The organism is Citrobacter sp. RHB21-C05 (genome assembly GCF_013889015.1).
In the GTDB taxonomy this organism is placed as follows: domain Bacteria; phylum Pseudomonadota; class Gammaproteobacteria; order Enterobacterales; family Enterobacteriaceae; genus Citrobacter_A; species Citrobacter_A sedlakii.
Genome location: NZ_CP057611.1, coordinates 1,814,959 through 1,835,395, shown reverse-complemented (window position 1 = coordinate 1,835,395; position 20,437 = coordinate 1,814,959). Strand labels below are relative to the sequence as shown.

General features: G+C 52.2%; 22 protein-coding genes, 3 tRNA genes and 1 pseudogene. 8 read left to right on the top strand and 18 right to left on the bottom strand.

The features are described 5' to 3' along the window. Window positions 1–8 precede the first annotated feature (8 nt). The 6 genes from otsA to HVX72_RS08790 form a co-directional block, all read right to left on the bottom strand. Window positions 9–1,430, bottom strand: coding sequence for an alpha,alpha-trehalose-phosphate synthase (otsA, locus tag HVX72_RS08815; RefSeq protein ID WP_042283945.1), 1,422 nt, complete (start codon window positions 1,428–1,430; stop codon window positions 9–11). Next, window positions 1,405–2,208, bottom strand: coding sequence for a trehalose-phosphatase (gene otsB, locus HVX72_RS08810; RefSeq protein ID WP_042284742.1), 804 nt, complete (start codon window positions 2,206–2,208; stop codon window positions 1,405–1,407). The genes otsA and otsB overlap by 26 nt, the downstream gene beginning before the upstream one ends. Before the next feature lie 165 nt (window positions 2,209–2,373). After that, complete coding sequence (gene araH / locus HVX72_RS08805; RefSeq protein WP_181823016.1) at window positions 2,374–3,366, bottom strand: arabinose ABC transporter permease AraH; 993 nt, start codon at window positions 3,364–3,366, stop codon at window positions 2,374–2,376. Between the two features lie 14 nt (window positions 3,367–3,380). Beyond that, the gene (gene araG, locus HVX72_RS08800; RefSeq protein ID WP_181823015.1) at window positions 3,381–4,895 is read right to left on the bottom strand and encodes an L-arabinose ABC transporter ATP-binding protein AraG; all 1,515 of its coding nucleotides are present in this window, start codon (window positions 4,893–4,895) and stop codon (window positions 3,381–3,383) included. Window positions 4,896–4,964: 69 nt separating this feature from the next. After that, a complete protein-coding gene (araF, locus tag HVX72_RS08795) occupies window positions 4,965–5,954 on the bottom strand; it encodes an arabinose ABC transporter substrate-binding protein AraF (RefSeq protein ID WP_181823014.1) in 990 nt (329 codons plus the stop codon). Between the two features lie 317 nt (window positions 5,955–6,271). Then, window positions 6,272–6,829, bottom strand: coding sequence for a DJ-1/PfpI family protein (locus HVX72_RS08790; RefSeq protein ID WP_042283958.1), 558 nt, complete (start codon window positions 6,827–6,829; stop codon window positions 6,272–6,274). A gap of 515 nt (window positions 6,830–7,344) precedes the next feature. Between HVX72_RS08790 and HVX72_RS08785 the strand changes: the two genes are divergently transcribed. Continuing rightward, window positions 7,345–7,848: a non-heme ferritin-like protein gene (locus tag HVX72_RS08785; protein WP_042283961.1), complete on the top strand. Its 504-nt coding sequence runs from the start codon at window positions 7,345–7,347 to the stop codon at window positions 7,846–7,848. 125 nt (window positions 7,849–7,973) lie between these two features. Here the strand turns inward: HVX72_RS08785 and HVX72_RS08780 are convergent, their stop codons facing one another. Further along, window positions 7,974–8,225, bottom strand: coding sequence for a DUF2766 family protein (locus HVX72_RS08780; RefSeq protein WP_060571393.1), 252 nt, complete (start codon window positions 8,223–8,225; stop codon window positions 7,974–7,976). Window positions 8,226–8,341: 116 nt separating this feature from the next. Next, window positions 8,342–8,425, bottom strand: coding sequence for a stress response protein AzuC (gene azuC, locus HVX72_RS08775; RefSeq protein WP_014229869.1), 84 nt, complete (start codon window positions 8,423–8,425; stop codon window positions 8,342–8,344). Between the two features lie 211 nt (window positions 8,426–8,636). On the opposite strand from azuC, the gene HVX72_RS08770 reads away from it, so the two are divergent. Continuing rightward, window positions 8,637–10,061: an MFS transporter gene (locus tag HVX72_RS08770; RefSeq protein WP_181823013.1), complete on the top strand. Its 1,425-nt coding sequence runs from the start codon at window positions 8,637–8,639 to the stop codon at window positions 10,059–10,061. 40 nt (window positions 10,062–10,101) lie between these two features. Here HVX72_RS08770 and HVX72_RS08765 read toward each other — a convergent pair whose 3' ends face one another. Next, complete coding sequence (locus HVX72_RS08765) at window positions 10,102–10,740, bottom strand: RpiB/LacA/LacB family sugar-phosphate isomerase (RefSeq protein ID WP_042283968.1); 639 nt, start codon at window positions 10,738–10,740, stop codon at window positions 10,102–10,104. Between the two features lie 259 nt (window positions 10,741–10,999). Here HVX72_RS08765 and yecR point away from each other — a divergent pair, with 259 nt between their 5' ends. Beyond that, window positions 11,000–11,335 carry a YecR family lipoprotein gene (yecR, locus tag HVX72_RS08760; RefSeq protein ID WP_060571397.1) on the top strand — a complete coding sequence of 112 codons (336 nt, stop codon included), beginning with the start codon at window positions 11,000–11,002 and terminating at the stop codon, window positions 11,333–11,335. Between the two features lie 181 nt (window positions 11,336–11,516). Next, a complete protein-coding gene (gene ftnA, locus HVX72_RS08755; protein WP_181823012.1) occupies window positions 11,517–12,014 on the top strand; it encodes a non-heme ferritin in 498 nt (165 codons plus the stop codon). Between the two features lie 32 nt (window positions 12,015–12,046). On the opposite strand, the gene HVX72_RS08750 is transcribed toward ftnA, so the two are convergent. Further along, complete coding sequence (locus HVX72_RS08750) at window positions 12,047–12,286, bottom strand: YecH family metal-binding protein (RefSeq protein WP_060571401.1); 240 nt, start codon at window positions 12,284–12,286, stop codon at window positions 12,047–12,049. Window positions 12,287–12,479: 193 nt separating this feature from the next. Between HVX72_RS08750 and tyrP the strand changes: the two genes are divergently transcribed. Next, the gene (gene tyrP, locus HVX72_RS08745; protein WP_181823011.1) at window positions 12,480–13,691 is read left to right on the top strand and encodes a tyrosine transporter TyrP; all 1,212 of its coding nucleotides are present in this window, start codon (window positions 12,480–12,482) and stop codon (window positions 13,689–13,691) included. Window positions 13,692–13,748: 57 nt separating this feature from the next. Here the strand turns inward: tyrP and HVX72_RS08740 are convergent, their stop codons facing one another. Next, window positions 13,749–14,408 (bottom strand): YecA family protein, encoded by a 660-nt coding sequence (locus HVX72_RS08740; protein WP_181823255.1) that lies wholly within the window; start codon window positions 14,406–14,408, stop codon window positions 13,749–13,751. A 428-nt stretch (window positions 14,409–14,836) separates the two neighbouring features. Between HVX72_RS08740 and HVX72_RS08735 the strand changes: the two genes are divergently transcribed. Then, window positions 14,837–15,181, top strand: coding sequence for an anti-adapter protein IraM (locus HVX72_RS08735; protein ID WP_042283982.1), 345 nt, complete (start codon window positions 14,837–14,839; stop codon window positions 15,179–15,181). A gap of 171 nt (window positions 15,182–15,352) precedes the next feature. Here HVX72_RS08735 and HVX72_RS08730 read toward each other — a convergent pair. The 6 genes from HVX72_RS08730 to uvrY form a co-directional block, all read right to left on the bottom strand. Further along, window positions 15,353–15,439 (bottom strand) — tRNA-Leu (locus HVX72_RS08730). 11 nt (window positions 15,440–15,450) lie between these two features. Beyond that, window positions 15,451–15,524 (bottom strand) — tRNA-Cys (locus HVX72_RS08725). A 50-nt stretch (window positions 15,525–15,574) separates the two neighbouring features. Then, a tRNA-Gly gene (locus HVX72_RS08720) sits at window positions 15,575–15,650 on the bottom strand. 150 nt (window positions 15,651–15,800) lie between these two features. Then, entirely contained in the window at window positions 15,801–16,349 is a 549-nt protein-coding gene (gene pgsA / locus HVX72_RS08715) for a CDP-diacylglycerol--glycerol-3-phosphate 3-phosphatidyltransferase (protein WP_042283985.1), read from the bottom strand. A 56-nt stretch (window positions 16,350–16,405) separates the two neighbouring features. Further along, entirely contained in the window at window positions 16,406–18,238 is a 1,833-nt protein-coding gene (uvrC, locus tag HVX72_RS08710; protein WP_181823010.1) for an excinuclease ABC subunit UvrC, read from the bottom strand. Continuing rightward, window positions 18,235–18,891 (bottom strand): UvrY/SirA/GacA family response regulator transcription factor, encoded by a 657-nt coding sequence (gene uvrY, locus HVX72_RS08705; RefSeq protein ID WP_042283990.1) that lies wholly within the window; start codon window positions 18,889–18,891, stop codon window positions 18,235–18,237. The genes uvrC and uvrY overlap by 4 nt, the downstream gene beginning before the upstream one ends. 349 nt (window positions 18,892–19,240) lie before the next feature. Between uvrY and HVX72_RS22165 the strand changes: the two are divergent. Together HVX72_RS22165 and HVX72_RS08700 are read left to right on the top strand one after the other, a co-directional pair. Continuing rightward, a pseudogene (locus tag HVX72_RS22165) lies at window positions 19,241–19,351 on the top strand (hypothetical protein); the annotation flags it as partial. After that, on the top strand, window positions 19,348–19,572 hold the full coding sequence (locus HVX72_RS08700; RefSeq protein WP_042283992.1) for a DUF2594 family protein: 225 nt from the start codon (window positions 19,348–19,350) through the stop codon (window positions 19,570–19,572). The pseudogene HVX72_RS22165 and the gene HVX72_RS08700, both read left to right, overlap by 4 nt. A gap of 66 nt (window positions 19,573–19,638) precedes the next feature. Here the strand turns inward: HVX72_RS08700 and sdiA are convergent, their stop codons facing one another. Next, a complete protein-coding gene (gene sdiA / locus HVX72_RS08695; protein WP_042283995.1) occupies window positions 19,639–20,361 on the bottom strand; it encodes a transcriptional regulator SdiA in 723 nt (240 codons plus the stop codon). Window positions 20,362–20,437: the final 76 nt, after the last annotated feature.

The following is a 20,437-nucleotide window of genomic DNA, read 5'->3' as shown; positions in this document are numbered from 1 at the left end:
AGCCGCCATCAGGCCAGTTTCGGGAAGGTCGCCACTTTGTTCTGCTGCAGGCTGTCAGCACTGCGCGGCGCGATCTGCTTTAAATCGCAGATAAAGCGCTCCTGCCAGTGGTTAATGTCATTTTTAACAATCACCTCCAGCATTTCCGCGTGGCGGGATATGCGCTCCGCCAGCGGCATCGTTAACGCGCGATCCAGCGCCGCGGCCACTTCGTCACGATCGTAAGGATTGACGATCAGCGCAGACGTCAACTCGTTCGCCGCGCCGGCGAATTGTGAAAGCACCAGCACGCCGGGGTTCGCCGGGTCCTGCGCGGCCACGAACTCTTTCGCCACCAGGTTCATACCATCACGCAGCGGCGTCACCAGCCCTACGTCAGAGTAGCGAAAGACTTTCATCAACAGCTTGCGATCAAAATGCTGATTCAGGTAGAACAGCGGCGTCCAGCCCAGTTGACCATATTTACCGTTGATGCGTCCTGCTTCGGTCTCAAGCTGATGACGGATGTCCTGATAGGCCTGAACATCGCCACGGGAGGTGGGGGCTATCTGGGTATAGCGAATTTTGCCGTGGTGCTGCGGGTATTTCTCCAGCAGCGCTTCATAAGCCTGAAAACGCTCCGGCAACCCTTTCGAGTAGTCGAGGCGCTCGACAGAAAAAATATTCTTCAGATTTTTGAGTTCAGCCTTAAGCTGCGCCAGTTTCGGCGGCAGCGGACCCGAGGCCTGCTGAGCGATCTCATCTGGCTCGATGCCGATAGGATACACCTCGGTACGGAAGCTTTTGCCCCACGCGATGTGGCTTCGGCTTTCACGGGTCGCGACTCTCGTCAGGCTGGACAAGCTGTCCAGGAACGCCAGTCGGTCATTTTCCGTCTGGAATCCCAACAGATCGAAGTCGCACAGTTGTTCCAGTAGCTCTTCTGAACACGGCAGCGCGTTAAAAATTTCTGGCGTCGGGAACGGAATATGCAGGAAGAAGCCGATGCGATTATTTACCCCACGCTTACGCAGCTCGCTGGCGAACGGCAGCAGGTGATAATCGTGGATCCAGATGATGTCATCCTCTTTTAGCAGCGGCAGCAGCTTGTCCGCTAACAGCGCATTGACCCGCTGATAACCTTCCCACGCCGAACGCTGGAAATTCACCAGATCCAGACGGTAGTGAAAGGCCGGCCATAACACGGCATTGGAAAACTGGTTGTAATACTCTTCATGATCCTGCTCGCTCAGATTAAACGACGCCCAGGTAATGTTGCCCCGGGTCACCTTTTTTAACGGCTGATCCTCGTTCCCCAGTTCGCCACTCCAACCGAACCATAATCCTCCTGCGGCTTTCAGCGCGCCCAGCACGCCGACGGCCAGTCCGCCTGCGCTGGTTTTATTGTCCGGGGGAGCAATTCGATTAGATACTACGACTAAACGACTCATAGCCATCTCTCCTGTCATTCGTGTTTTTTTCTTGTTGTTGTGAAGTGTGAATAGTTTCGATCCAACGCCATACGTCGGGAACGCTTGCGAGACGCCATTTCGCCAGGGTTTCTCCCTCACCCACTTTGATTGACATACCCCCCGCGTTGTTCACCACGGCAAATCCTGTTTCATCGGTCAAGTCATCTCCCAAAAATACCGGGATTCGCCCGGCAAACGGCGCTTCCTGCATAAACGCAGAGATCGCCTCTCCTTTGTTGGTCCCCTTCGGTTTTATCTCTACAACGCATTTACCCTGCTGAATGGCCAGTTGCGGCCAGGTCTGGGTAATGCGGCTCGCTATCGCCTGAAGGGTCGCCTCATGCTCTGGTGCCTGACGATAGTGCAGCGCAAAGGCCATGCCTTTGGTCTCGAGTTCAGTGCCTGGCAGATTCGCCAGCGCGGTATGCAGTTGCAGGCTCACCTCACGCTCTATGGCTTGCGGAAGATGAACGATATGCGTCCGGCCATGAATGTCGCGCCGCTCGGCGCCGTGGACCCCCGCCAGCGGAAAACGCCAGGGTTTCGCCAGCGCATCAAGTTCCGCCATGGAACGCCCTGAAACCAGTGCCAATGCTCCAGCGCTGTTCTCGGCAAGACGGTGAAGCATCTGAAGAATCGTTGGTGGCACAACGACCTGGTCAGGATGCGGTTTGATCTCCGCCAGGGTGCCATCAAGATCAAAAAAGTAAGCGTAGAGAGCGGATTGTTCAGGGATTGCGGTTAACGGTTCTGCCACCCGGTTCTCCTCCTTATCATTATTTCCGGCAACGCGCGGATCGCGCCCCATAGTCATGTAAGTATAGACAGTGTGACCCTGCTCGCCATTTAGAAAGACAGTTGCCAGCCGGGGTAGCGGCTGGCAAAAGGGAGGAACTAGACTAAAAAGTTGAGGATATTTTTATCAAACGGTGCGCTTCGCTTTTTGCTTGTAACGGTCGAAGATCACTGCTGCCAGCAGGATTAAGCCGCGTACCACGTACTGGGCGAAAGGCGAAATATTCAGCAGGTTCATGGCGTTCTCAACGGTGCCTAAAATAAGGACTCCGGCGACCACATATGAGATTTTTCCGATGCCGCCTTTGAGGGAAACGCCGCCTAACACGCAGGCGGAAATGACGATCAGCTCGTAACCGATAGAGGTCATTGGCTGTCCGCTGGTCATGCGCGACGCGAGGATAATCCCGGCCGCCGCAGACACCAGCCCCGACAGCACGAAGATGATGATTTTGGTCCGAACGACCGGTACCCCTGCCAGACGCGCCGCCTCTTCATTTCCCCCAATCGCCAGCGTATTGCGTCCAAAGGTGGTTTTATTCAGCAGTAAACCAAAAATGATCAGGCAGGCGACCGTCAGCCAGATGGGGGCCGGTAGGCCGAACCAGTTGGCGTAGCCGAGGGTGAAAAAGCGTTCATCCTCAATCCCTACGGCTTTACCGTCAGAGATGATATAGGCCAGCCCGCGGACAATCTGCATCGTCGCCAGCGTGGTAATCAGCGCGTTAATCTTCAGCCTGGCGATTACAAAGCCATTAACCAGCCCGCACAGCACGCCAAGCAGCAACCCCGCGCCGACGCCAATCCACAGGCTTTCGCTCATGTTGATCACCACTGCCGTGGTTACCCCGGCACAGGCGATCACCGAGGCGACAGAGAGGTCAAAATCCCCTGACGCCAGGCAGAATAACATGCCGCATGCCACCATCCCCGACATAGAGATAGCCAGCCCCAGCCCTTTCATGTTGATGAAGGTGGCAAAGTTAGGCACAAAAATCGCGCAGGCGAGGAACAGAACGGCGAAGACCACCAGCATGCCATACTGATCCCAGATGCGACCCAGACTAAACGACGACGGCGACTTCGGCGCGCCAGAACCAGACGTTGTTACGGAAGACATCTTTCTCTCCTTTCTCAGGCGACTGCCTGGCTGACTTTAGGCATAGCGAGGCTCAGCGCCTGGCGCTCATCCGCCTGTTCATGAAGCAGTTCCCCGGCAATTTCCCCTTCCCGCATGACGATGATGCGGTCTGCGACACCGAGCACTTCCGGCAGATCGCTGGAGGCGAAAAGCACCGCGACGCCGCGGGCGGCCAGGGCATAGATTACGTTGTAAATTTCGTGCTTCGCGCCAACATCAATGCCGCGCGTCGGCTCGTCGAGCAAAATGACCTTCATCTCCTCCGACAGCCAGCGCCCCAGAATCGCCTTCTGCTGGTTCCCGCCGGAAAGGTTCATGATCAGTTGCTCCGCGCCAGGCGTTTTGATGTTCAGGGAACGAATGTGGTGATCGGCGTTGGTTTCCTCCCAGCCGTTATTGATCAGGCAGCCGCCAAGCACATGCTTGCGGCGGGCGCTGATATTGATATTGTCACGAACGGAATGCACTGGAATGATTCCTTCGGCTTTGCGGTCCTCGGGGCACAGCATCATACCGGCGGCAATGGCGTTCGCGGGTTTGCGAATATCAATCTGTTGACCGTCGATATACACCTGCCCGTTACTGATCCGCGTGCCGCCAAACAGCCCTTTCATCAGTTCGCTTCGGCCTGCGCCGACCAGACCAAACAGACCGACGATTTCTCCGCTGCGCACCGTCAGGCTGACTGGCATACGCACGCCAGGCGCTTTTACCTCATGCAAACGCAGACGCTCCGCACCATACTGCCGCGGTTGCCAACCATAGATATCGCCGAGATCGCGCCCCACCATCGCCTGAACCAGCATGTCATGGTTCACCTGCGTCATATCGGTGAAGGTGGTGACATAGCGTCCATCCTTAAACACAGTAATGGCGTCGCTAAGGGCAAAAATTTCTTCCATGCGGTGTGAAACGTACAAAATGACGCGGCCTTCTTTGCGCAGTTCGCGGATCACCCGAAACAAATTCTCAATCTCCCTCGCTGAAAGCGAACTGGTCGGCTCATCAAAGGCGATAATTTTGGCGTTGCGCGCCAGCGCTTTGGCAATCTCCACCATTTGCCACTGGCCGATGGACAAGTATTTCAGCGGGGTATCGGGATCAATATCCATTCCAAGATGCTTCAGTTGCAGCCCCGCTTCGTCGTTAAGCAGGCTGCGGTTTACGATTCCGCCCTTGTGCGGAAGCTGGCCGAGATAAATGTTCTCCGCCACGGTCATTTCCGGGACGAGATGCAATTCCTGGTAAATAATCGCGACACCGGCGTTCAGTGCGGCGGTGGTGTCAGAAAACGACATCTCCTGACCGCGAATCGCCAAAGAGCCCGTGGTAGGCGCATAGTTGCCGCTGAGAATTTTCAGGAGAGTGGATTTCCCGGCGCCATTTTCTCCCATCAACGCATGCACCTGACCGGCATGGCAGTCAAAACTGATGTCCGAGAGCGCCCTGACGCCGGGGAACGTTTTACCGATGCCGCGAAATGAGAGATACGGGGTAGACTGTTGCATAACGACTCCTCGTTCACAGCGAATGCCGGAGGGCCGCTGCGCCTTGTCCGGCATTCGCTGTCTGTCAGGTTATTTACCGCCCAGGCCTTTTTTCGCCAGTTCTTCTTTGAAGTTGTCGCGGGTGATCAGCACCACGTCTGTGACCTCAGTGAATTTTGGCGGTTCTGCATCTTTAGTCACCCAGTTGTAAAGCATTTCGCTGGACTTATAGCCGTGAACGTCCGGGCTTGGCAGTAGCGAACCGTAAAAGCCGGTGGCCTGCGCTTTCGACAGCTCGCTTACCGCATCAACCCCGTTAATGCCGATACCGATAACGTCCGGCGCCTTAAAGCCCTGGCCTTCTGTCGCCCGGACGCCGCCGAGCACCGTGTTATCGTTCATGCCGACGATCAACCAGTGTTTGACTTCCGGATGCTGCACCAGCATTGAGTTGGCGGCGTCAAACGCGCCCGGGATATCGTTTGATTTGGTGGGCACCTGATAAATTTGTTTTTCCGGGAAGCCGGCGACTTTCAGCGCTTCCATGGATCCGGAGGTACGACGGCGCGCCGTATCCAGCTCGTTGGCGGTAATCGCCATCACCGCGGTCTCTTTGACGTCCCAGCCGCGTTTCTGCATCTCTTTAAACAGTTCCTGGCCCTGACGCTCGCCGATTTTGGTCGCCGCCATCATCACCAGCGGGACGCTGTCCATGGGTTTACCTTTGGCATTAACGAACTGGTCATCGACGGCAATGACTTTCATGTCATACCCGCGCGCCTTGGCGACAATCGCCGAACCGAGTTTCGGGTCAGGCGTGCAAATGACGAACCCTTTCGCGCCGCTGGCCGCCAGACTGTCGATCGCATTCAGGGTTTTTTCCCCGTCCGGGACCGCTATTTTTATTACCTCAAAGCCCAGATCTTTCCCGGCCTTATCGGCAAATTTCCATTCTGTCTGAAACCAGGGCTCTTCGGGTTGTTTGACCAGAAAACCTAACTTCATGGTTTCAGCAATAGCGGATTGTGACATAACGGCAGCCAGACCGATGGCCGCCAGCGCTTTAGTGAATTTGTGCATGGTTAACTCCAGCTTTAGCGTCATTTTATGTAGGGTAAAATCGAACGATTCTTTGTAATTCAGACGTAAAACAAGGCATTACCATTTATTCGCCTGGTAAATGCCGGTTCTGGAATAGTTGTAGCGGGAAATTGATTCTCCATAGGAGAGCGGCATCACACCGCAGAATTACAGTAATTGCGTACATAAATTCAGCGGAAAATGACATAAGAATGGGGAGTATTGTCTGACAAATAAAAAACAAGATAGCCAATTAATCCATAACGCCAGCCAGCAAATCCTAGTCCCCAAATACGGCATATTTGGGGACACGAAAATTACCAGCGATAATAAATATGGTCGGCGTGGTCGCGTACCGGCGCGTCATCGCCGAGTAAACGGGCCGACAGCGCCAGCGCAAAGTCGAAGATGTGTCCCAGCCCTTTTCCGCTCAGCAGATTTCCGTCTTCCACTACCGGGGCGTCGACATACACGCCATCGGTGACTGTCTCGTAGAGATCGCCGGAACAGACGTAGCGACGTCCTTTCAGTAACCCATTGCCACCCAACACTCGTGCCGCCGCCGAACAAATCGGGCAGATCAATTTACCCGCCGCGTCATGGCGAGCGATGAACGCCACAACCTGGGGACTGGCCGCCAGATTGACGCTACCCTGCGGTCCACCCGGCAGCACCACGGCGTCATAGAGTGTTTCCAGACTTTCTGCCAGGGTTTGATCCGCCACCATCGGAACATCGTGATAGCTTACCACCGCCCGCGACTCCGCGCAGGCCAGCGTGTCCACCTCAATGTGCAGACGGCGTAAAATATCAATGGTGACAATCGCTTCCGCTTCTTCAAAGCCAGGCGCCAACAGGACAGCAACTTTTTTCATTTCCACAACCTCATGCCAATGATGCCAAATGAACCGAAATAACGACGTTATCATTCGGTAAAATAAAATAGTTTTTAGTGAAACTGATCTGGCGCAAAAATGGCGAGCCGATAATTTCTGACTAAACAGTGTCATTCGTAAATTAATGCGCCAACGTAAAAAAGAATTATCAATAATCCGATCCTACCATGGCCGAGGGATCTCTTTTGTGATCTGAAACGTCATTTCAAAAATACATTCAAAATTTAAACCATTGATAATAAAAAGGATACATTTTAATCACGCGGGGTAATATTTTAGGCATTCGGACATTGCTTTCAGCAACATGTAAAAATTTATAAACATACAGCATTAAGGATTTTCTTAATTTGCATTCGGCGCTATGCTTATTTCGATCAGCAACTGAATTGATACTACGATCACTCATGGACCGGCAGAAGGGGTTTTATTCTGCTAACAGTTAAGTGTGCCGTTTATCCCGCACACCGTCTCTTTCAGTAAATAAGGATATTGTTATGGCTGCAGCAGGCATGGCTCACAAACTCAACACCCAAATGAACCTTGAGTTTTACGCCTCGAATTTTTATCTCCATTTGAGCGAATGGTGCTCAGAGCAAAGTTTGATGGGAACGGCAACATTTCTTCGCACCCAGGCGCAAAGTAACGTCACCCATATGATGCGGATGTTTAATTTTATGAAAAACGCCGGCGCGAACCCGATCGTGAAGGCGGTTGACGTGCCGGGCAGTGATTTGCATTCCCTGGAAGAATTGTTTCAAAAAACACTCGAAGAGTACCAACAGCGCGCCAGTACGCTGTCGCGTCTGGCCGATGAAGCGCAGGCGTTGAACGACGCACAGACGCTCACTTTCCTGCACGATCTGGAGAAAGAACAGCAGCAGGACGGATTGTTATTGCAGACCATCTTTGAGGAAGTGCGCAACGCGAAACGCGCGGGACTATGTCCAGCCCAGACCGACCAGCATGTCCTTAACGTGGTGAATTATCAGCAGCATTAATATCCCCGCACTGGCCTGCCGTTTCCTTCCCCGCAGGCCATTACGCAAGTCCGTGTTCCCGGATGCCTCCCATAAACAGGAGGCATCGCAAAAAACATTTCTAAATTCTGAAACAACGGTTTATTTTAATGTGCTTCGCCCTGCGGCGTGAATTTGAGCTCAATGAGCGCGATTGCCTTTTGAATGGCGCGCAGAGTGATAGGGTCGGCTGCCGCCGGATGCGTGGTGAAATCGATATTCTTTAGCTGGCTGGACATTTTTTCACGTACTTCAACGGGCGCGATCACATCAAGTACATCAAGGATTTGTTTGATCACCAGTTGGCAGGCGACAACATCAGATACCAGTTCCTGATCGGCATTCATCGGTTGGGACATTGCTTGGGCTCCTGAAAAAAGAAAGGCCGCCATAGTACCGATTACGTCGCAGAAACGATAGTCATACGGGTACCCGGATCGCGGGCATAAAAAAACCTGCCGAAGCAGGTTTTTTATCAGAACATCGCGCCAGGCGGTACGTCTTTGAATGTTTTGCAATAATTTTCAAACATGCTTTTGAGGATTTTACGCAGTTTCATGGCATGACTCCAAAGGTATTGTTATGCAGGTGTTATTGCCTATGCGCGTATAATATGACACTCATCACAAAAATCAACCATTATGTGATGCGCATCACATAATTAAATTAACATTTTCTTTCCAAATTTGCCCTTATTGCTGTCTTTTCAAAGGCCTGTATCACGTTCAGTTCCAGTAAAAATTTAAAATTTTTTTGAAGGCAAGGACCACATGCGAGACGATTGGGTCACAGAAAGCAAACGGGGCATCTCTCCTGCCGCTTTGCTTGTTGCTGGCGCATTTTTTATGGAGTTCATTGACGGCACGGTGATCGTGACTGCCCTGCCGGATATGGCCAGTACTTTCGGTGTTCAGGCCGTGGATCTGAATATCGGTATCAGCGCGTATCTGATAACCCTGGCGGTACTGATACCCGCCAGCGGCTGGATAGCCGACCGCTTTGGCGCGCGCAAAGTGTTTACCCTTGCCCTGGCCATTTTTACGCTGGCCTCAGTGCTTTGCGGCCTTGCCACCACGCTGGAAGGCTTTCTGGCGATGCGTATTTTTCAGGGCGTCGGCGGCGCGCTGATGGTGCCCGTCGGACGTCTGGCCGTACTGCGCACCACGCCGAAGCATCAGCTCATTACCGCCATCGCCACCTTAACCTGGCCCGCCCTGGTCGCGCCCATCATCGGCCCGCCGCTGGGTGGATTTATTACCAGCTATGCCAGTTGGCGATGGATTTTCTTTATTAACGTACCGGCAGGGCTGCTGGCAATGACGCTGGCGCTGCGTTTTATCCCCGACATAAAAGAGGAGGTTCGCCGTCCTTTCGATGTGCCGGGTTTTATGGCTACCGCCATTGCGATGGTCAGTCTGGTTTACGCGATGGAACTGATGGGCGCGCAGCAATTTGCGCCGGGCTTGCCCCTCACGCTGCTGCTACTGGGCGGGATCACCCTGGCGTATTCACTGCGTCATTTTCAGCAAGCCGCACATCCGATGATTCGTCTGGACGCTATGCAGGTGCCGACGTTTCGCGTCACGATGTACGGTGGCTCTTTGTTTCGCGCCTCGATTAGCGCCGTTCCGTTTTTGCTGCCGCTGATGTTTCAGGTTGGTTTTGGCATGAATGCTTTTCAGGCGGGCTCGCTGGTACTGGCGGTTTTTGTCGGTAATTTAACGATCAAACCCGCCACCACTCCGCTGATCCGCTGGCTTGGCTTTAAAAAGCTGTTGTTGATTAATGGCGCGCTCAATGTGCTGGCGCTGCTCGCCTGTGCGTGCCTGACGCCCGACACCCCCGTCTGGTTGCTATTACTGGTGCTTTACCTTGGCGGCGTATTCCGTTCGGTACAGTTCACCGGCATCAGCACCCTCGCCTTTGCGGACGTTCCTGCTGAACAGATGAGTTATGCCAATACGCTATTCAGTACCGCCACTCAGTTGGCCGTTGGGTTGGGCATTTCGCTGGGCGCAATTGGGATCCGGATCGGCGCAAGCATCAGCGAATGGCTGGAAATAAGCGCGACGCCCGGCATCAGCTTTCGCCTGGCGTTTGTGACGATTGCGGCGATCTGTCTGGTGGGGATGGTGGATACGTTGAGGCTGGCGAACGATGCGGGAAGTGCGGTGTCGGCAAAGAAATCAGGGTAGTTACCGGACGGCGCAGGGCCATCCGGTTTCGTCGCGGTGATTAGCCCAGGATTTCGCGAACAAAGGCTTCGATCTCTTTGTTCTGGCAGTTCTCAAAGAAGCACTGCTGGAAGCGCGGGCCAGACACGGCGGTTTTGACCAGTTCCGGGTCGATCGCCCGCAAGGTGTCGAGGTAGTTGTCTTTCACAACTGCCGCTTTCACCTGGTTCAGAATACCTGCGTTACGTACCTGCGGCTCTTTACGCTCCGGCGGGTATCCTTCCCCGTTACGACCGGTAAAGGCTTTCTCGAAAATGAAGCGTACGTTCAGTTCTGCGCCCCAGCCAAATCCTTTAGCAAACGGCAGAGACAGCGCATTACCGTTGTTGATTTGCGCAAACAGGAAGGCGTCAGCCGGATCGATGCAGTAACCGCACACCACGCCCGGATGGATGTTCAGCGACATCAGCGCGCCCTGACCGGTACCACAGCCAGTCACGACAAAGTCAACTGCTTTGGCATTCAGCAGAATGCTGGCCATGATACCCAGATGGATGTAGGTCAGATGATGATCGTTTTCATCGCTCATACCAACGTTGAATACCGGAAAGCCTTTTTCATCCGCAACCGCTTTAAGCTCGTTATGAATGATGGCGTTTTTGCTGGCCTGGCTGTTTTCCATCATGAGTGCAATTTTCATTCTGTCTTCTCCTGAAATGCGTGCGGGTTGTCCCGCCATGAGTCAATGACGTTTCAGGAACAGTACTACTTCCCAAACGCACTTTCAAATTTTGTGAAAAACGATTTTAAAAAACAGAGTAAGCTTCACATTTTTGCAGAACGAAAGGCGCAACCCTGGCCGTAGAAATTAGTGATAGCGGATCTGTAAGCTATTCCGGCCATTGAAATTCGCGGGCATAGAGTAGGATAGCCTATCCCCGATCTATCAGAGTGAAACCATGAAGACGCTTTTACTTGCCCTTTCATTGACGGCACTGACAGGATGTACGATAAACAGGCACGCTGAGGTGAGCGAGGTCAGCGCGACCACGGGTGTGGTACGTCTGAGCTACGGTGAAGCCATGTTACAAAATGCGGTAACCGATGAGTATATCGCCCACGGCACCGCGACGAAAGCGTGTCAACAGACAGGCTATGCCAATGCCGTACGCTTCGGGCAGCCGGTTAAAACCTGTCGTGTATTTGCAGGTTCGCTCTGTATTAACAGTCAGGTTATCCTTTCATACCAGTGCCAGGGTGTCGCCTTGTCACAAACGCGTTCCCCTACTTATTAAAATAACGGCCAGGGTACCGCTGGCCTTTATCCCTATTATATCGGGCATATAGCGTAAATGCGTTTTATTCCCATTCGTATTTTTAATAATTAAATTTATTATTTTACCTTTTGCAAATATTTAAATAACAAATTATAGTGACGCCACATCAAAATAATTCTCACCTTTGTGGAGCGTAACCATGCTGAAAACAGAAATGATCGATAAACTCAATGAGCAAATGAATCTGGAGTTATATTCTTCGCTGCTCTATCAGCAGATGAGCGCCTGGTGTAGTTACCACAGTTTTGAAGGCGCCGCCGCGTTTCTGCGTCGCCATGCGCAGGAAGAGATGACCCATATGCAGCGCCTGTTCGACTATCTGACCGATACCGGCAGCCTGCCGCGCATTAATACCGTCTCCTCGCCTTTTGCGGAGTACGCATCGCTGGACGAATTATTCCACGCCACGTATGAGCACGAACAATTAATTACGCAGAAAATAAATGAACTGGCTCATGCCGCAATGACCAGCCAGGATTATCCGACCTTTAATTTCCTGCAATGGTACGTCGCTGAACAGCATGAAGAAGAAAAACTGTTTAAATCCGTTATTGATAAATTAACCCTGGCGGGCAAAAGCGGCGAAGGGTTGTATTTTATTGATAAAGAACTTTCGACTCTTGATACCGCAAATTAATGTCTGACGGTGAGGTTATCCTCACCGTTCTGTTAATGACGGCAGATCTTACTTTCATGAGTGGAAAAGCCGTCATCCTGGGCAACAAATTTTCCTTTCGCTGCCAGAAACGCCACCAGTTCCCCCGCGGTCATATCTGACGCGGAACAGGTATGAAAACGCGCCTGTTCGCCGAAGCGATTTTTTATCGCCGCTTCCAGACTTGCCGTTGAATACGGTTCGCCCGACTCTATCATCATATTCAACACTTCGTGCCCATGAATGGATGTCATATGTCCTCCTGAATCAAAACGGATAGCCTAAGCGGCACGCGCGTTCTTCGCCTTGCGCTAGCGCAGATTCAATGCGGGAATGGATGTATAATTATGTTTACACAGATTGTAACGGTGATTTGACGAAAATAACGTTTTGCCTTACCCTGCGCCGCAGATCTTACCGTTGTTTATCTGCAGGACAGTGTAAAGCGTGAAAAATAGAACTCTGGGAAGTGTTTTTATCGTGGCTGGCACCACGATTGGCGCCGGGATGCTGGCCATGCCGCTGGCGGCCGCTGGCGTCGGTTTTGGCGTGACTTTTGCGCTGCTGATGGGTCTGTGGGCCTTAATGTGTTATACCGCGCTGCTACTGCTTGAAGTTTATCAACACGTTCCGGCGGATACCGGCCTCGGATCGCTGGCGAAGCGTTATCTTGGCCGATACGGTCAGTGGGCGACTGGCTTCAGTATGATGTTTTTGATGTATGCCCTCACTGCAGCGTACATTAGCGGCGCTGGCGAACTGTTGGCAGCCAGTATCAGCGACTGGAGCGGAAAGCAAATGTCCCCCACCGCGGGTGTCTTGCTGTTCACCTTTGTTGCCGGTGGCGTGGTATGTGTCGGCACCTCGCTGGTCGATCTGTTTAACCGTTTTCTCTTCAGCGCCAAAATCATTTTCCTGGTCGTCATGCTGGCGCTGCTGATGCCCCATATTCACAAAGTTAACCTGTTAACCCTGCCGCTGGAACAGGGCCTTGCCCTTTCCGCCATTCCGGTGATCTTTACCTCCTTCGGGTTTCACGGCAGCGTTCCCAGCATTGTCAGCTATATGAACGGCAATACTCGTAAATTGCGGCGGGTATTTATTATCGGCAGCGCGATTCCGTTGGTGGCCTACATTTTCTGGCAACTGGCCACGCTTGGCAGCATCGACTCGACAACGTTTATGGGGCTGCTGGCGGATCATGCGGGTTTGAACGGCCTGCTGCAGGCCCTGCGGGAAGTGGTGGCCTCGGCGCACGTTGAGCTGGCTGTGCATCTGTTTGCTGATCTGGCGCTGGCGACCTCGTTCCTCGGGGTGGCCCTCGGGTTGTTTGATTATCTGGCGGATCTGTTCCAGCGCCGCAATACGGCGTCAGGCCGACTGCAAACCGGGGCGATTACCTTTCTGCCTCCGCTGGCATTCGCCCTCTTCTATCCGCGTGGTTTTGTGATGGCGCTGGGTTATGCCGGCGTCGCACTGGCGGTGCTGGCGCTGATCGTGCCCTCGCTGCTCGCATGGCAGAGCAGAAAACAAAATCCGCAAGCTGACTACCGCGTGTCGGGCGGGCGTCCTGCGCTGGCCCTGGTGTTTCTCTGCGGTATTGCCGTCATCGGGGTGCAGTTCTGTATTGCCGCCGGGCTGTTGCCTGAGGTGGGATAGGTCGGTCAGAGAGACGACAAACGGCCTGACGGGCGAAACGTCGCCAGGCCGTAAATTTTAATGCAGGCAGCACTGCTTATATTTTTTGCCGCTGCCGCACGGACATGGATCGTTACGTCCTGGTTTCACCTCTGCTTTCACCTGCACCGGCGTTTCCTGCGGATGCGCCATCCAGTAAGCATGAAGATCCAGCGCCGCAAGGCGAATGGCATCGACACTCTCTTCAAACGCTTCCGGGCTAAGTTTCTCGACTTTGCTGAAATTCTCTTCCGTACCGTGAAGCGCAATGGCATCCAGGGCCGGTTTCAGCGTGTCAGGCAACGCTGACCAGTCAGACAGCGCCACGCCCCGCATATAACCGAAGCACCATTCTTCTACGATGGTGAGCTCATGGCCATCGACTTCCCGCAGGCCAAACAGCGGCTCGAACTGCTCTGGAAACGCATTGAGTCGGTCAGCGGTATCCGCCATGTGCTGGAAAGCGAGATTCATAAAACGCGTCATCTCTTTTTCTGAAGACCAGCGCGGCACATATTGCGCACCGCCCCACACGGCAACCAGCCACTCATCTGGCTCAATTTCGCGCGGCGAACTGAGAACAGCGGTGATCAGCCCATCCAGCTCTGCGACGTCCAGTATGGCATGATCGGTGTTGTATTGGGTCAATATATCGTCCAGCCACTCCAGTTCGCTTTCGTTTAACGGTCCCGTTTTCATCATGCTTGTCCTCGTTGAATGCTTAACTGTGGCTATCTTACAGGTTGAAAGGAGCGGCGGATACACCCTGCGCGCGCAAGAAAAGAAAACGCTTCTGACACAATTTACTGGCGTAATCTGTCACGTTCCGCGCGGGAGTGAAGAATAATCCGTAAGCATTGCAGTCAGGCAGTATGCATTAGCATTTTTTAATAATTGAAATGTATAACAATTGCTCGCGATCAATAATAGCTATGCATCTATAAGACTAAAATGTAATATAATGTAAATAAAAACATCATACAAACTTAATAATTTATTAAAAAACAACACCTTCAGTAGGTTAATTAAAAAGTTGATCATTTTCAATAAGTTATGCGTCACTTGCATTTTCTACTAGGCTAAATCTGGCCTTAAAAAATGTATTTAATATTGACGTGAAGGTGAGTATGGAATGGACTGTCATTGACACCGTTGTCAGCCCGACAACGGGTATGTGTTTCTCATGCATTTGTAGTCTGAAAAATTTAAAATTAACGATCTGGTATCAGGCAGATATATTTTTATCCAGCGGCAGCATTATTGAGCCGTTTCAGGACGGTGTATTAATAGACCACAAACCCTATCCCATTACCGTCTATAATGTGACACGCTACAATAAAGAATTATGGAATGCGATGAAAACAAATAGCTTATGCCCAGGCAATGATGAAAATCATCCTAAATATTGTCATTTAGCTCATCTGTGCGTGATTGCTATCTGTCCATACGGTTTACTGAAACGAAAAGGATAATGTCGCCGTAATCTTGTGTTCCGTCATAATCAGGCGGAATACATTATGAGACGTTATTTCTACGCAGGAGGAAATGTTCAGCACGTGTCAGCCATGCCGTAGAAATAAAAAAACCGCCTGAAGGGCGGTTTCACGACACTGCTTATTGCTTTGATTATTCTTCTGTTCCCATGGTACCCGGAGCGGGACTTGAACCCGCACAGCGCGAACGCCGAGGGATTTTAAATCCCTTGTGTCTACCGATTCCACCATCCGGGCTCGGGAAAAAGTGGAGGCGCGTTCCGGAGTCGAACCGGACTAGACGGATTTGCAATCCGCTACATAACCGCTTTGCTAACGCGCCTTAATTCTTTGTCTTTCGACCCGCACCCGCTATCGCCGGTGCCGTTAATCTGGAGCGGGAAACGAGACTCGAACTCGCGACCCCGACCTTGGCAAGGTCGTGCTCTACCAACTGAGCTATTCCCGCATAATCAAGTACGTTGTTAATCACTTGATTTTGCTATCGTCTGGCAAACCGTGCTGCCGTTCGATGCGTTGCATTCTACTTACCTGACGCAATGAGTCAACGATATTTTTCGCCACTTCCGCTCGTTTGCTGAAATTTGCGGCGAAACGATCACTGATCAAGCAAATCCCCGCGCGCAGCGTTCAGATACTGAAACATTGACCACAACGTCAGGACTGCCGCGACGAAAAACAGCGCAATGCCCGCATACTCGACCCAAATATTGGGTCGCCACAGCAGCCACGCCAGGGCCGCCATTTGCGAGGTGGTTTTAACTTTACCAATCCATGAAACCGCCACGCTACTGCGTTTACCCAGTTCAGCCATCCATTCACGCAGCGCAGAAATAATAATTTCGCGCGCGATCATGATTGCCGCAGGCAGCGTCACCCACCAGCTGTGATAGTGTTCGGTCACCAGCACCATCGCGATGGCAACCAGCACTTTATCCGCCACCGGGTCGAGAAAAGCGCCAAACCGGGTGCTCTGGTTCCAGCGGCGCGCCAGGAAGCCGTCAAACCAGTCGGTGACGGCAGCCACCACAAAGATCAGCGCCGCCACGAAGGGCGACCAGCTAAACGGCAGATAAAACACCACGACAAAGAATGGAATGAGGATGACACGGAACAGCGTTAGCAACGTTGGGATATTAAATTGCATAGTGACGGGTAACTATCTGTTGTCAGAGAAATTACCCCTATGTTGCTACAGAGACCTCAATGTTTCAACGACCAGAAGATCTTTTCTGCCAGACCTTGCGAAATACCCGGCACTTTTGCAATTTCTTCTACGCTGGCATTACGTAATCCTTGTAAACCGCCCATATATTTCAACAAAACCTGGCGACGTTTTGGCCCCACGCCTTCAATCGTCTCCAGCGTGCTGGTATTTTTCACCTTCGCCCGTTTTTTACGGTGTCCGCCGATGGCATGATCGTGCGATTCGTCGCGAATATGCTGGATCACATGCAGCGCTGGCGAGTCCGGCGGCAGGCTAAAGCCCTCGCCTTCCGGCTCAAAGAACAGGGTTTCCAGTCCGGCTTTACGGTCAGCGCCTTTCGCCACGCCCAGCAGTAGCGGGTGATTTTTATCCCAGGTCACGTCCAGCCCGGCAAAAACCGCTTTCGCCTGGCCCAGTTGTCCTTTGCCGCCATCGATCAGGATCACGTCCGGAATCTTACTCTCTTCGATAGCCTTCCCGTAGCGGCGACGTAACACCTGATTCATCGCCGCATAATCATCACCCGGCGTGATACCGGTAATGTTGTAACGGCGATACTCCGCGCGCAGCGGCCCGTTGGTATCGAACACCACGCAGGAGGCCATCGTCTGCTCGCCCATCGTATGGCTGATGTCGAAACACTCCATGCGCTTGATAGCTGGAAGGTTCAGCACCGTCGCCAGCGCGGTCAGACGCTGGTTAATGGTCGACTGCTGAGACAACCGGGTGGTCAACGCGGTCGCGGCATTTGTGCGCGCCAGCTTGAGGTAGCGCGCGCGATCGCCTCGGGGGCGCGTCTGTACATGAATACGACGCCCCGCCAGTTCAGATAGCGAGTCGGCCAACAGCGTTTTATCGCTAAGGTTAAAATCAAGCAGGATCTCGCCCGGCAAGGTACGCATCTGACTACCCTGTAAATAGAACTGGCCGACGAAGGTTTCCACGACTTCGCCCAGTTCCGTACCGCCAGGGACTTTCGGGAAATAACTGCGGCTACCCAGCACCTTTCCTTGCCGGATGAAAAGCACATGCACACAAGCCATACCGGCGTCGAACGCCACGCCGATGACGTCAAGATCGTCCCCGGTATTCGAGACGAACTGTTTTTCCGTCACGCGGCGCACAGCCTGGATCTGATCGCGAATGCGCGCGGCTTCTTCAAAGGCAAGATTCTCGCTGGCTTTTTCCATCCGTGCGATCAATTGCGTCAGCACCTGATCGTCTTTGCCGGATAAAAACAGGCGCACGTACTCCACCTGCTGCGCATATTCTTCTTCACTCACCAGCCCTTCGACGCAGGGGCCGAGGCAGCGACCAATCTGATACTGCAGGCAGGGACGCGAGCGGTTGCGGTATACGCTGTTTTCACACTGACGAATCGGAAAGATTTTCTGCAGCAGCGCCAGCGTTTCACGTACCGCATAGCCATTCGGGAAAGGTCCAAAATACTCGCCTTTGGCGTGTTTGGCGCCACGGTGCATCGCCAGTCGGGGATGCGTGTCGCCGCTGAGGAAAATAAAGGGATAGGATTTGTCGTCGCGCAGCAGTACGTTGTAACGCGGCTGATAAAGCTTGATGTAGTTGTGCTCAAGCAGCAGCGCTTCCGTTTCGGTGTGGGTCACCGTCACGTCTATTTGCTGGATGAGCGCCACCAGCGCTTCCGTTTTACGCGACGCCAGATTGCTGCGGAAATAGCTGGAAAGCCGTTTTTTCAGGTCTTTCGCTTTTCCCACATAAATTACCGTACCACCGGCATCATACATCCGGTACACGCCGGGCTGGCTGGTGACGGTTTTTAAAAATGCTTTTGAATCAAACTGAACACTCACTGGCTTGTTAACGTCTCCGCATTACACAGGCCATGGCGAATTGCCAGGTGAGTCAGCTCGACATCACCATGAATGTTTAATTTACTGAACATACGATAGCGATAGCTGTTCACCGTTTTAGGACTGAGATTCAGCTGCTCTGAAATCTCATTAACCTTCTGACCTTTGGTGATCATCAGCATAATCTGCAATTCCCGTTCAGACAAACTGGCAAAGGGCGTTTCCGTTTTTTCCGGCTCAATCTGACTCAACGCCATCTGCTGGGCAATGTCTGAAGCAATGTAGCGTTGACCGGTGTACACCGAACGAATTGCATTAACCACTTCCTGCGGCGCCGCGCCTTTGCTGAGATAGCCAGCGGCTCCCGCCTGCATCACTTTCGCAGGTAACGGGTTTTCCGTATGGACGGTTAACATGATGACTTTTATATCAGCCGTTGAACGCGCAATTTTACGCGTGGCTTCCAGACCGCCAATACCGGGCATGTTCATGTCCATCAACACGACGTCGACGGTGTTTGTGCGGCACCATTTGACGGCATCCTCACCGCAGTTCGCCTCACCGACGACTTTTATACCCTTAATATCTTCAAGAATGCGTCGTATCCCTGCGCGCACCAGTTCGTGGTCATCAACAAGAAGAACGTTGATCAAAGGAATTTCTCCAGAATAGGGATAACGCTACTGATAATAAAACATCCCTATATTAGCGGGTTTTATCTCAACTTTGAAACGTAAAAAACGCTCCGCGACCGATTTTGCTCTCGTTTTTGGAAATTAGTGTGTACGTGGAGTGGAAACTCCATGTACTAACAATCTGTTACATGTCTTATTTCGGAAAGTCGTTTCAGAATGGCGACAGAAAACGATACGGCGCAAAAAGATGCTAATTACACAGCAAGTTTGTAACAATAATTAACGGGTCAAATACGCCTAATAAACAATAATGCGCGTAAATATACGCGGCTGAGGTTGTGGTTTAAATTAACCCCAACCCCTTTTTTTTGATCAAAAAACAACCGCTGCTATTTTTTGCCTGGCTTATGGTATACTCCGCGGCCTCACCATTTACCATCGCACATTTTTACTGAGACATAACGAGGAAAATAAATGAGTACGCCTGATTTTTCCACTGCCGAAAATAATCAAGAACTGGCTACCGAAGTCACCTGCCTGAAGGCGCTGTTAACGCTGATGCTCCAGGCGATGGGCCAGGCCGATGCGGGCCGTGTGATTCTTAAGATGGAAAAACAGATCGCACTGGTCGAAGACGAAACCCAGGCCGCCGTATTTTCCAGTACGGTTAAGCAGATTAAACAAGCTTACCGCCAGTAAAACAAAACCGGCTGAGAGCACAGCTTTCAGCCGGTTTATCGTCTGACACGCAGAACGCTCAACGTTTCAGATGAGCCCCGTCGCGGCGGCATAGCAGGCAATCTGCGTTTTATTGGGGGCGTTGAATTTCTTCTGCATATTCTTCTGGTGAAAGTTGACGGTATTCTCCGATATCGACAGGATCATCGCGATTTCAGCCGACGTTTTGCCTTCTGCGGTCCATTTCAGGATCTCTTTTTCCCGCTTGCTAAAGCGCATTTCCGGCGCCATCACCATGTCATCCTCCAGACGAGTCAGCGCCGTCAGGCTTTCCCGCACCAGCAGTTGTAGCTTAAGTTCTACTTCATCGGTGTCGAAAGGCGTGTGGCGCAGGCTTGCACGAGAAACGGAGAGAAAACCCAGCGCCCGGTTGGGCAGCATTAAGCACTGTGTAACGCCTTTGCGCAGACCATGCGCGCGCGCCGCGTCCCACATCGTCTGGGCATGACTGAATAAGGCGTCATTCCACGGCAGATGCCCTTGGATGAAGTTCTCCGCCTTGAGCACCGGATCGATGGCGAAATAGTTCTCGGACTGATAGTGCGAAACCCACGCCGCCGGGTAAGTGGTATGAAGGGTAATTTTGGGCCGGGTAAACGGAACGGGATGTCTGACACACAGCGCGTAATAATCAAATTCCAGGCGTTGCGTCTGAAGCTGTAATTCGTTGTAAACGTCTTCTGCGCGGGTCATTTCCTGGAAGCGTAACAGCATCGTCCGCCGCCAGGTAAAGAAATCGGTATCCTGCATACTCAGTCGCTGGGCTCTTGTGATTGATAATCATTATTAATGTATGAAATAAGCTAACACATAATGACATGTTTCA

Coding starts and splice junctions, on each gene's coding strand:
- otsA (WP_042283945.1), bottom strand. CDS start 1,430: ATGAGTCGTTTAGTCGTAGTATCTAATCGAATTGCTCCCCCGGACAAT.
- araH (WP_181823016.1), bottom strand. CDS start 3,366: ATGTCTTCCGTAACAACGTCTGGTTCTGGCGCGCCGAAGTCGCCGTCG.
- araG (WP_181823015.1), bottom strand. CDS start 4,895: ATGCAACAGTCTACCCCGTATCTCTCATTTCGCGGCATCGGTAAAACG.
- araF (WP_181823014.1), bottom strand. CDS start 5,954: ATGCACAAATTCACTAAAGCGCTGGCGGCCATCGGTCTGGCTGCCGTT.
- HVX72_RS08790 (WP_042283958.1), bottom strand. CDS start 6,829: ATGAAAAAAGTTGCTGTCCTGTTGGCGCCTGGCTTTGAAGAAGCGGAA.
- HVX72_RS08785 (WP_042283961.1), top strand. CDS start 7,345: ATGGCTGCAGCAGGCATGGCTCACAAACTCAACACCCAAATGAACCTT.
- HVX72_RS08780 (WP_060571393.1), bottom strand. CDS start 8,225: ATGTCCCAACCGATGAATGCCGATCAGGAACTGGTATCTGATGTTGTC.
- azuC (WP_014229869.1), bottom strand. CDS start 8,425: ATGAAACTGCGTAAAATCCTCAAAAGCATGTTTGAAAATTATTGCAAA.
- HVX72_RS08770 (WP_181823013.1), top strand. CDS start 8,637: ATGCGAGACGATTGGGTCACAGAAAGCAAACGGGGCATCTCTCCTGCC.
- HVX72_RS08765 (WP_042283968.1), bottom strand. CDS start 10,740: ATGAAAATTGCACTCATGATGGAAAACAGCCAGGCCAGCAAAAACGCC.
- yecR (WP_060571397.1), top strand. CDS start 11,000: ATGAAGACGCTTTTACTTGCCCTTTCATTGACGGCACTGACAGGATGT.
- ftnA (WP_181823012.1), top strand. CDS start 11,517: ATGCTGAAAACAGAAATGATCGATAAACTCAATGAGCAAATGAATCTG.
- HVX72_RS08750 (WP_060571401.1), bottom strand. CDS start 12,286: ATGACATCCATTCATGGGCACGAAGTGTTGAATATGATGATAGAGTCG.
- HVX72_RS08740 (WP_181823255.1), bottom strand. CDS start 14,408: ATGAAAACGGGACCGTTAAACGAAAGCGAACTGGAGTGGCTGGACGAT.
- HVX72_RS08735 (WP_042283982.1), top strand. CDS start 14,837: ATGGAATGGACTGTCATTGACACCGTTGTCAGCCCGACAACGGGTATG.
- pgsA (WP_042283985.1), bottom strand. CDS start 16,349: ATGCAATTTAATATCCCAACGTTGCTAACGCTGTTCCGTGTCATCCTC.
- HVX72_RS08700 (WP_042283992.1), top strand. CDS start 19,348: ATGAGTACGCCTGATTTTTCCACTGCCGAAAATAATCAAGAACTGGCT.
- sdiA (WP_042283995.1), bottom strand. CDS start 20,361: ATGCAGGATACCGATTTCTTTACCTGGCGGCGGACGATGCTGTTACGC.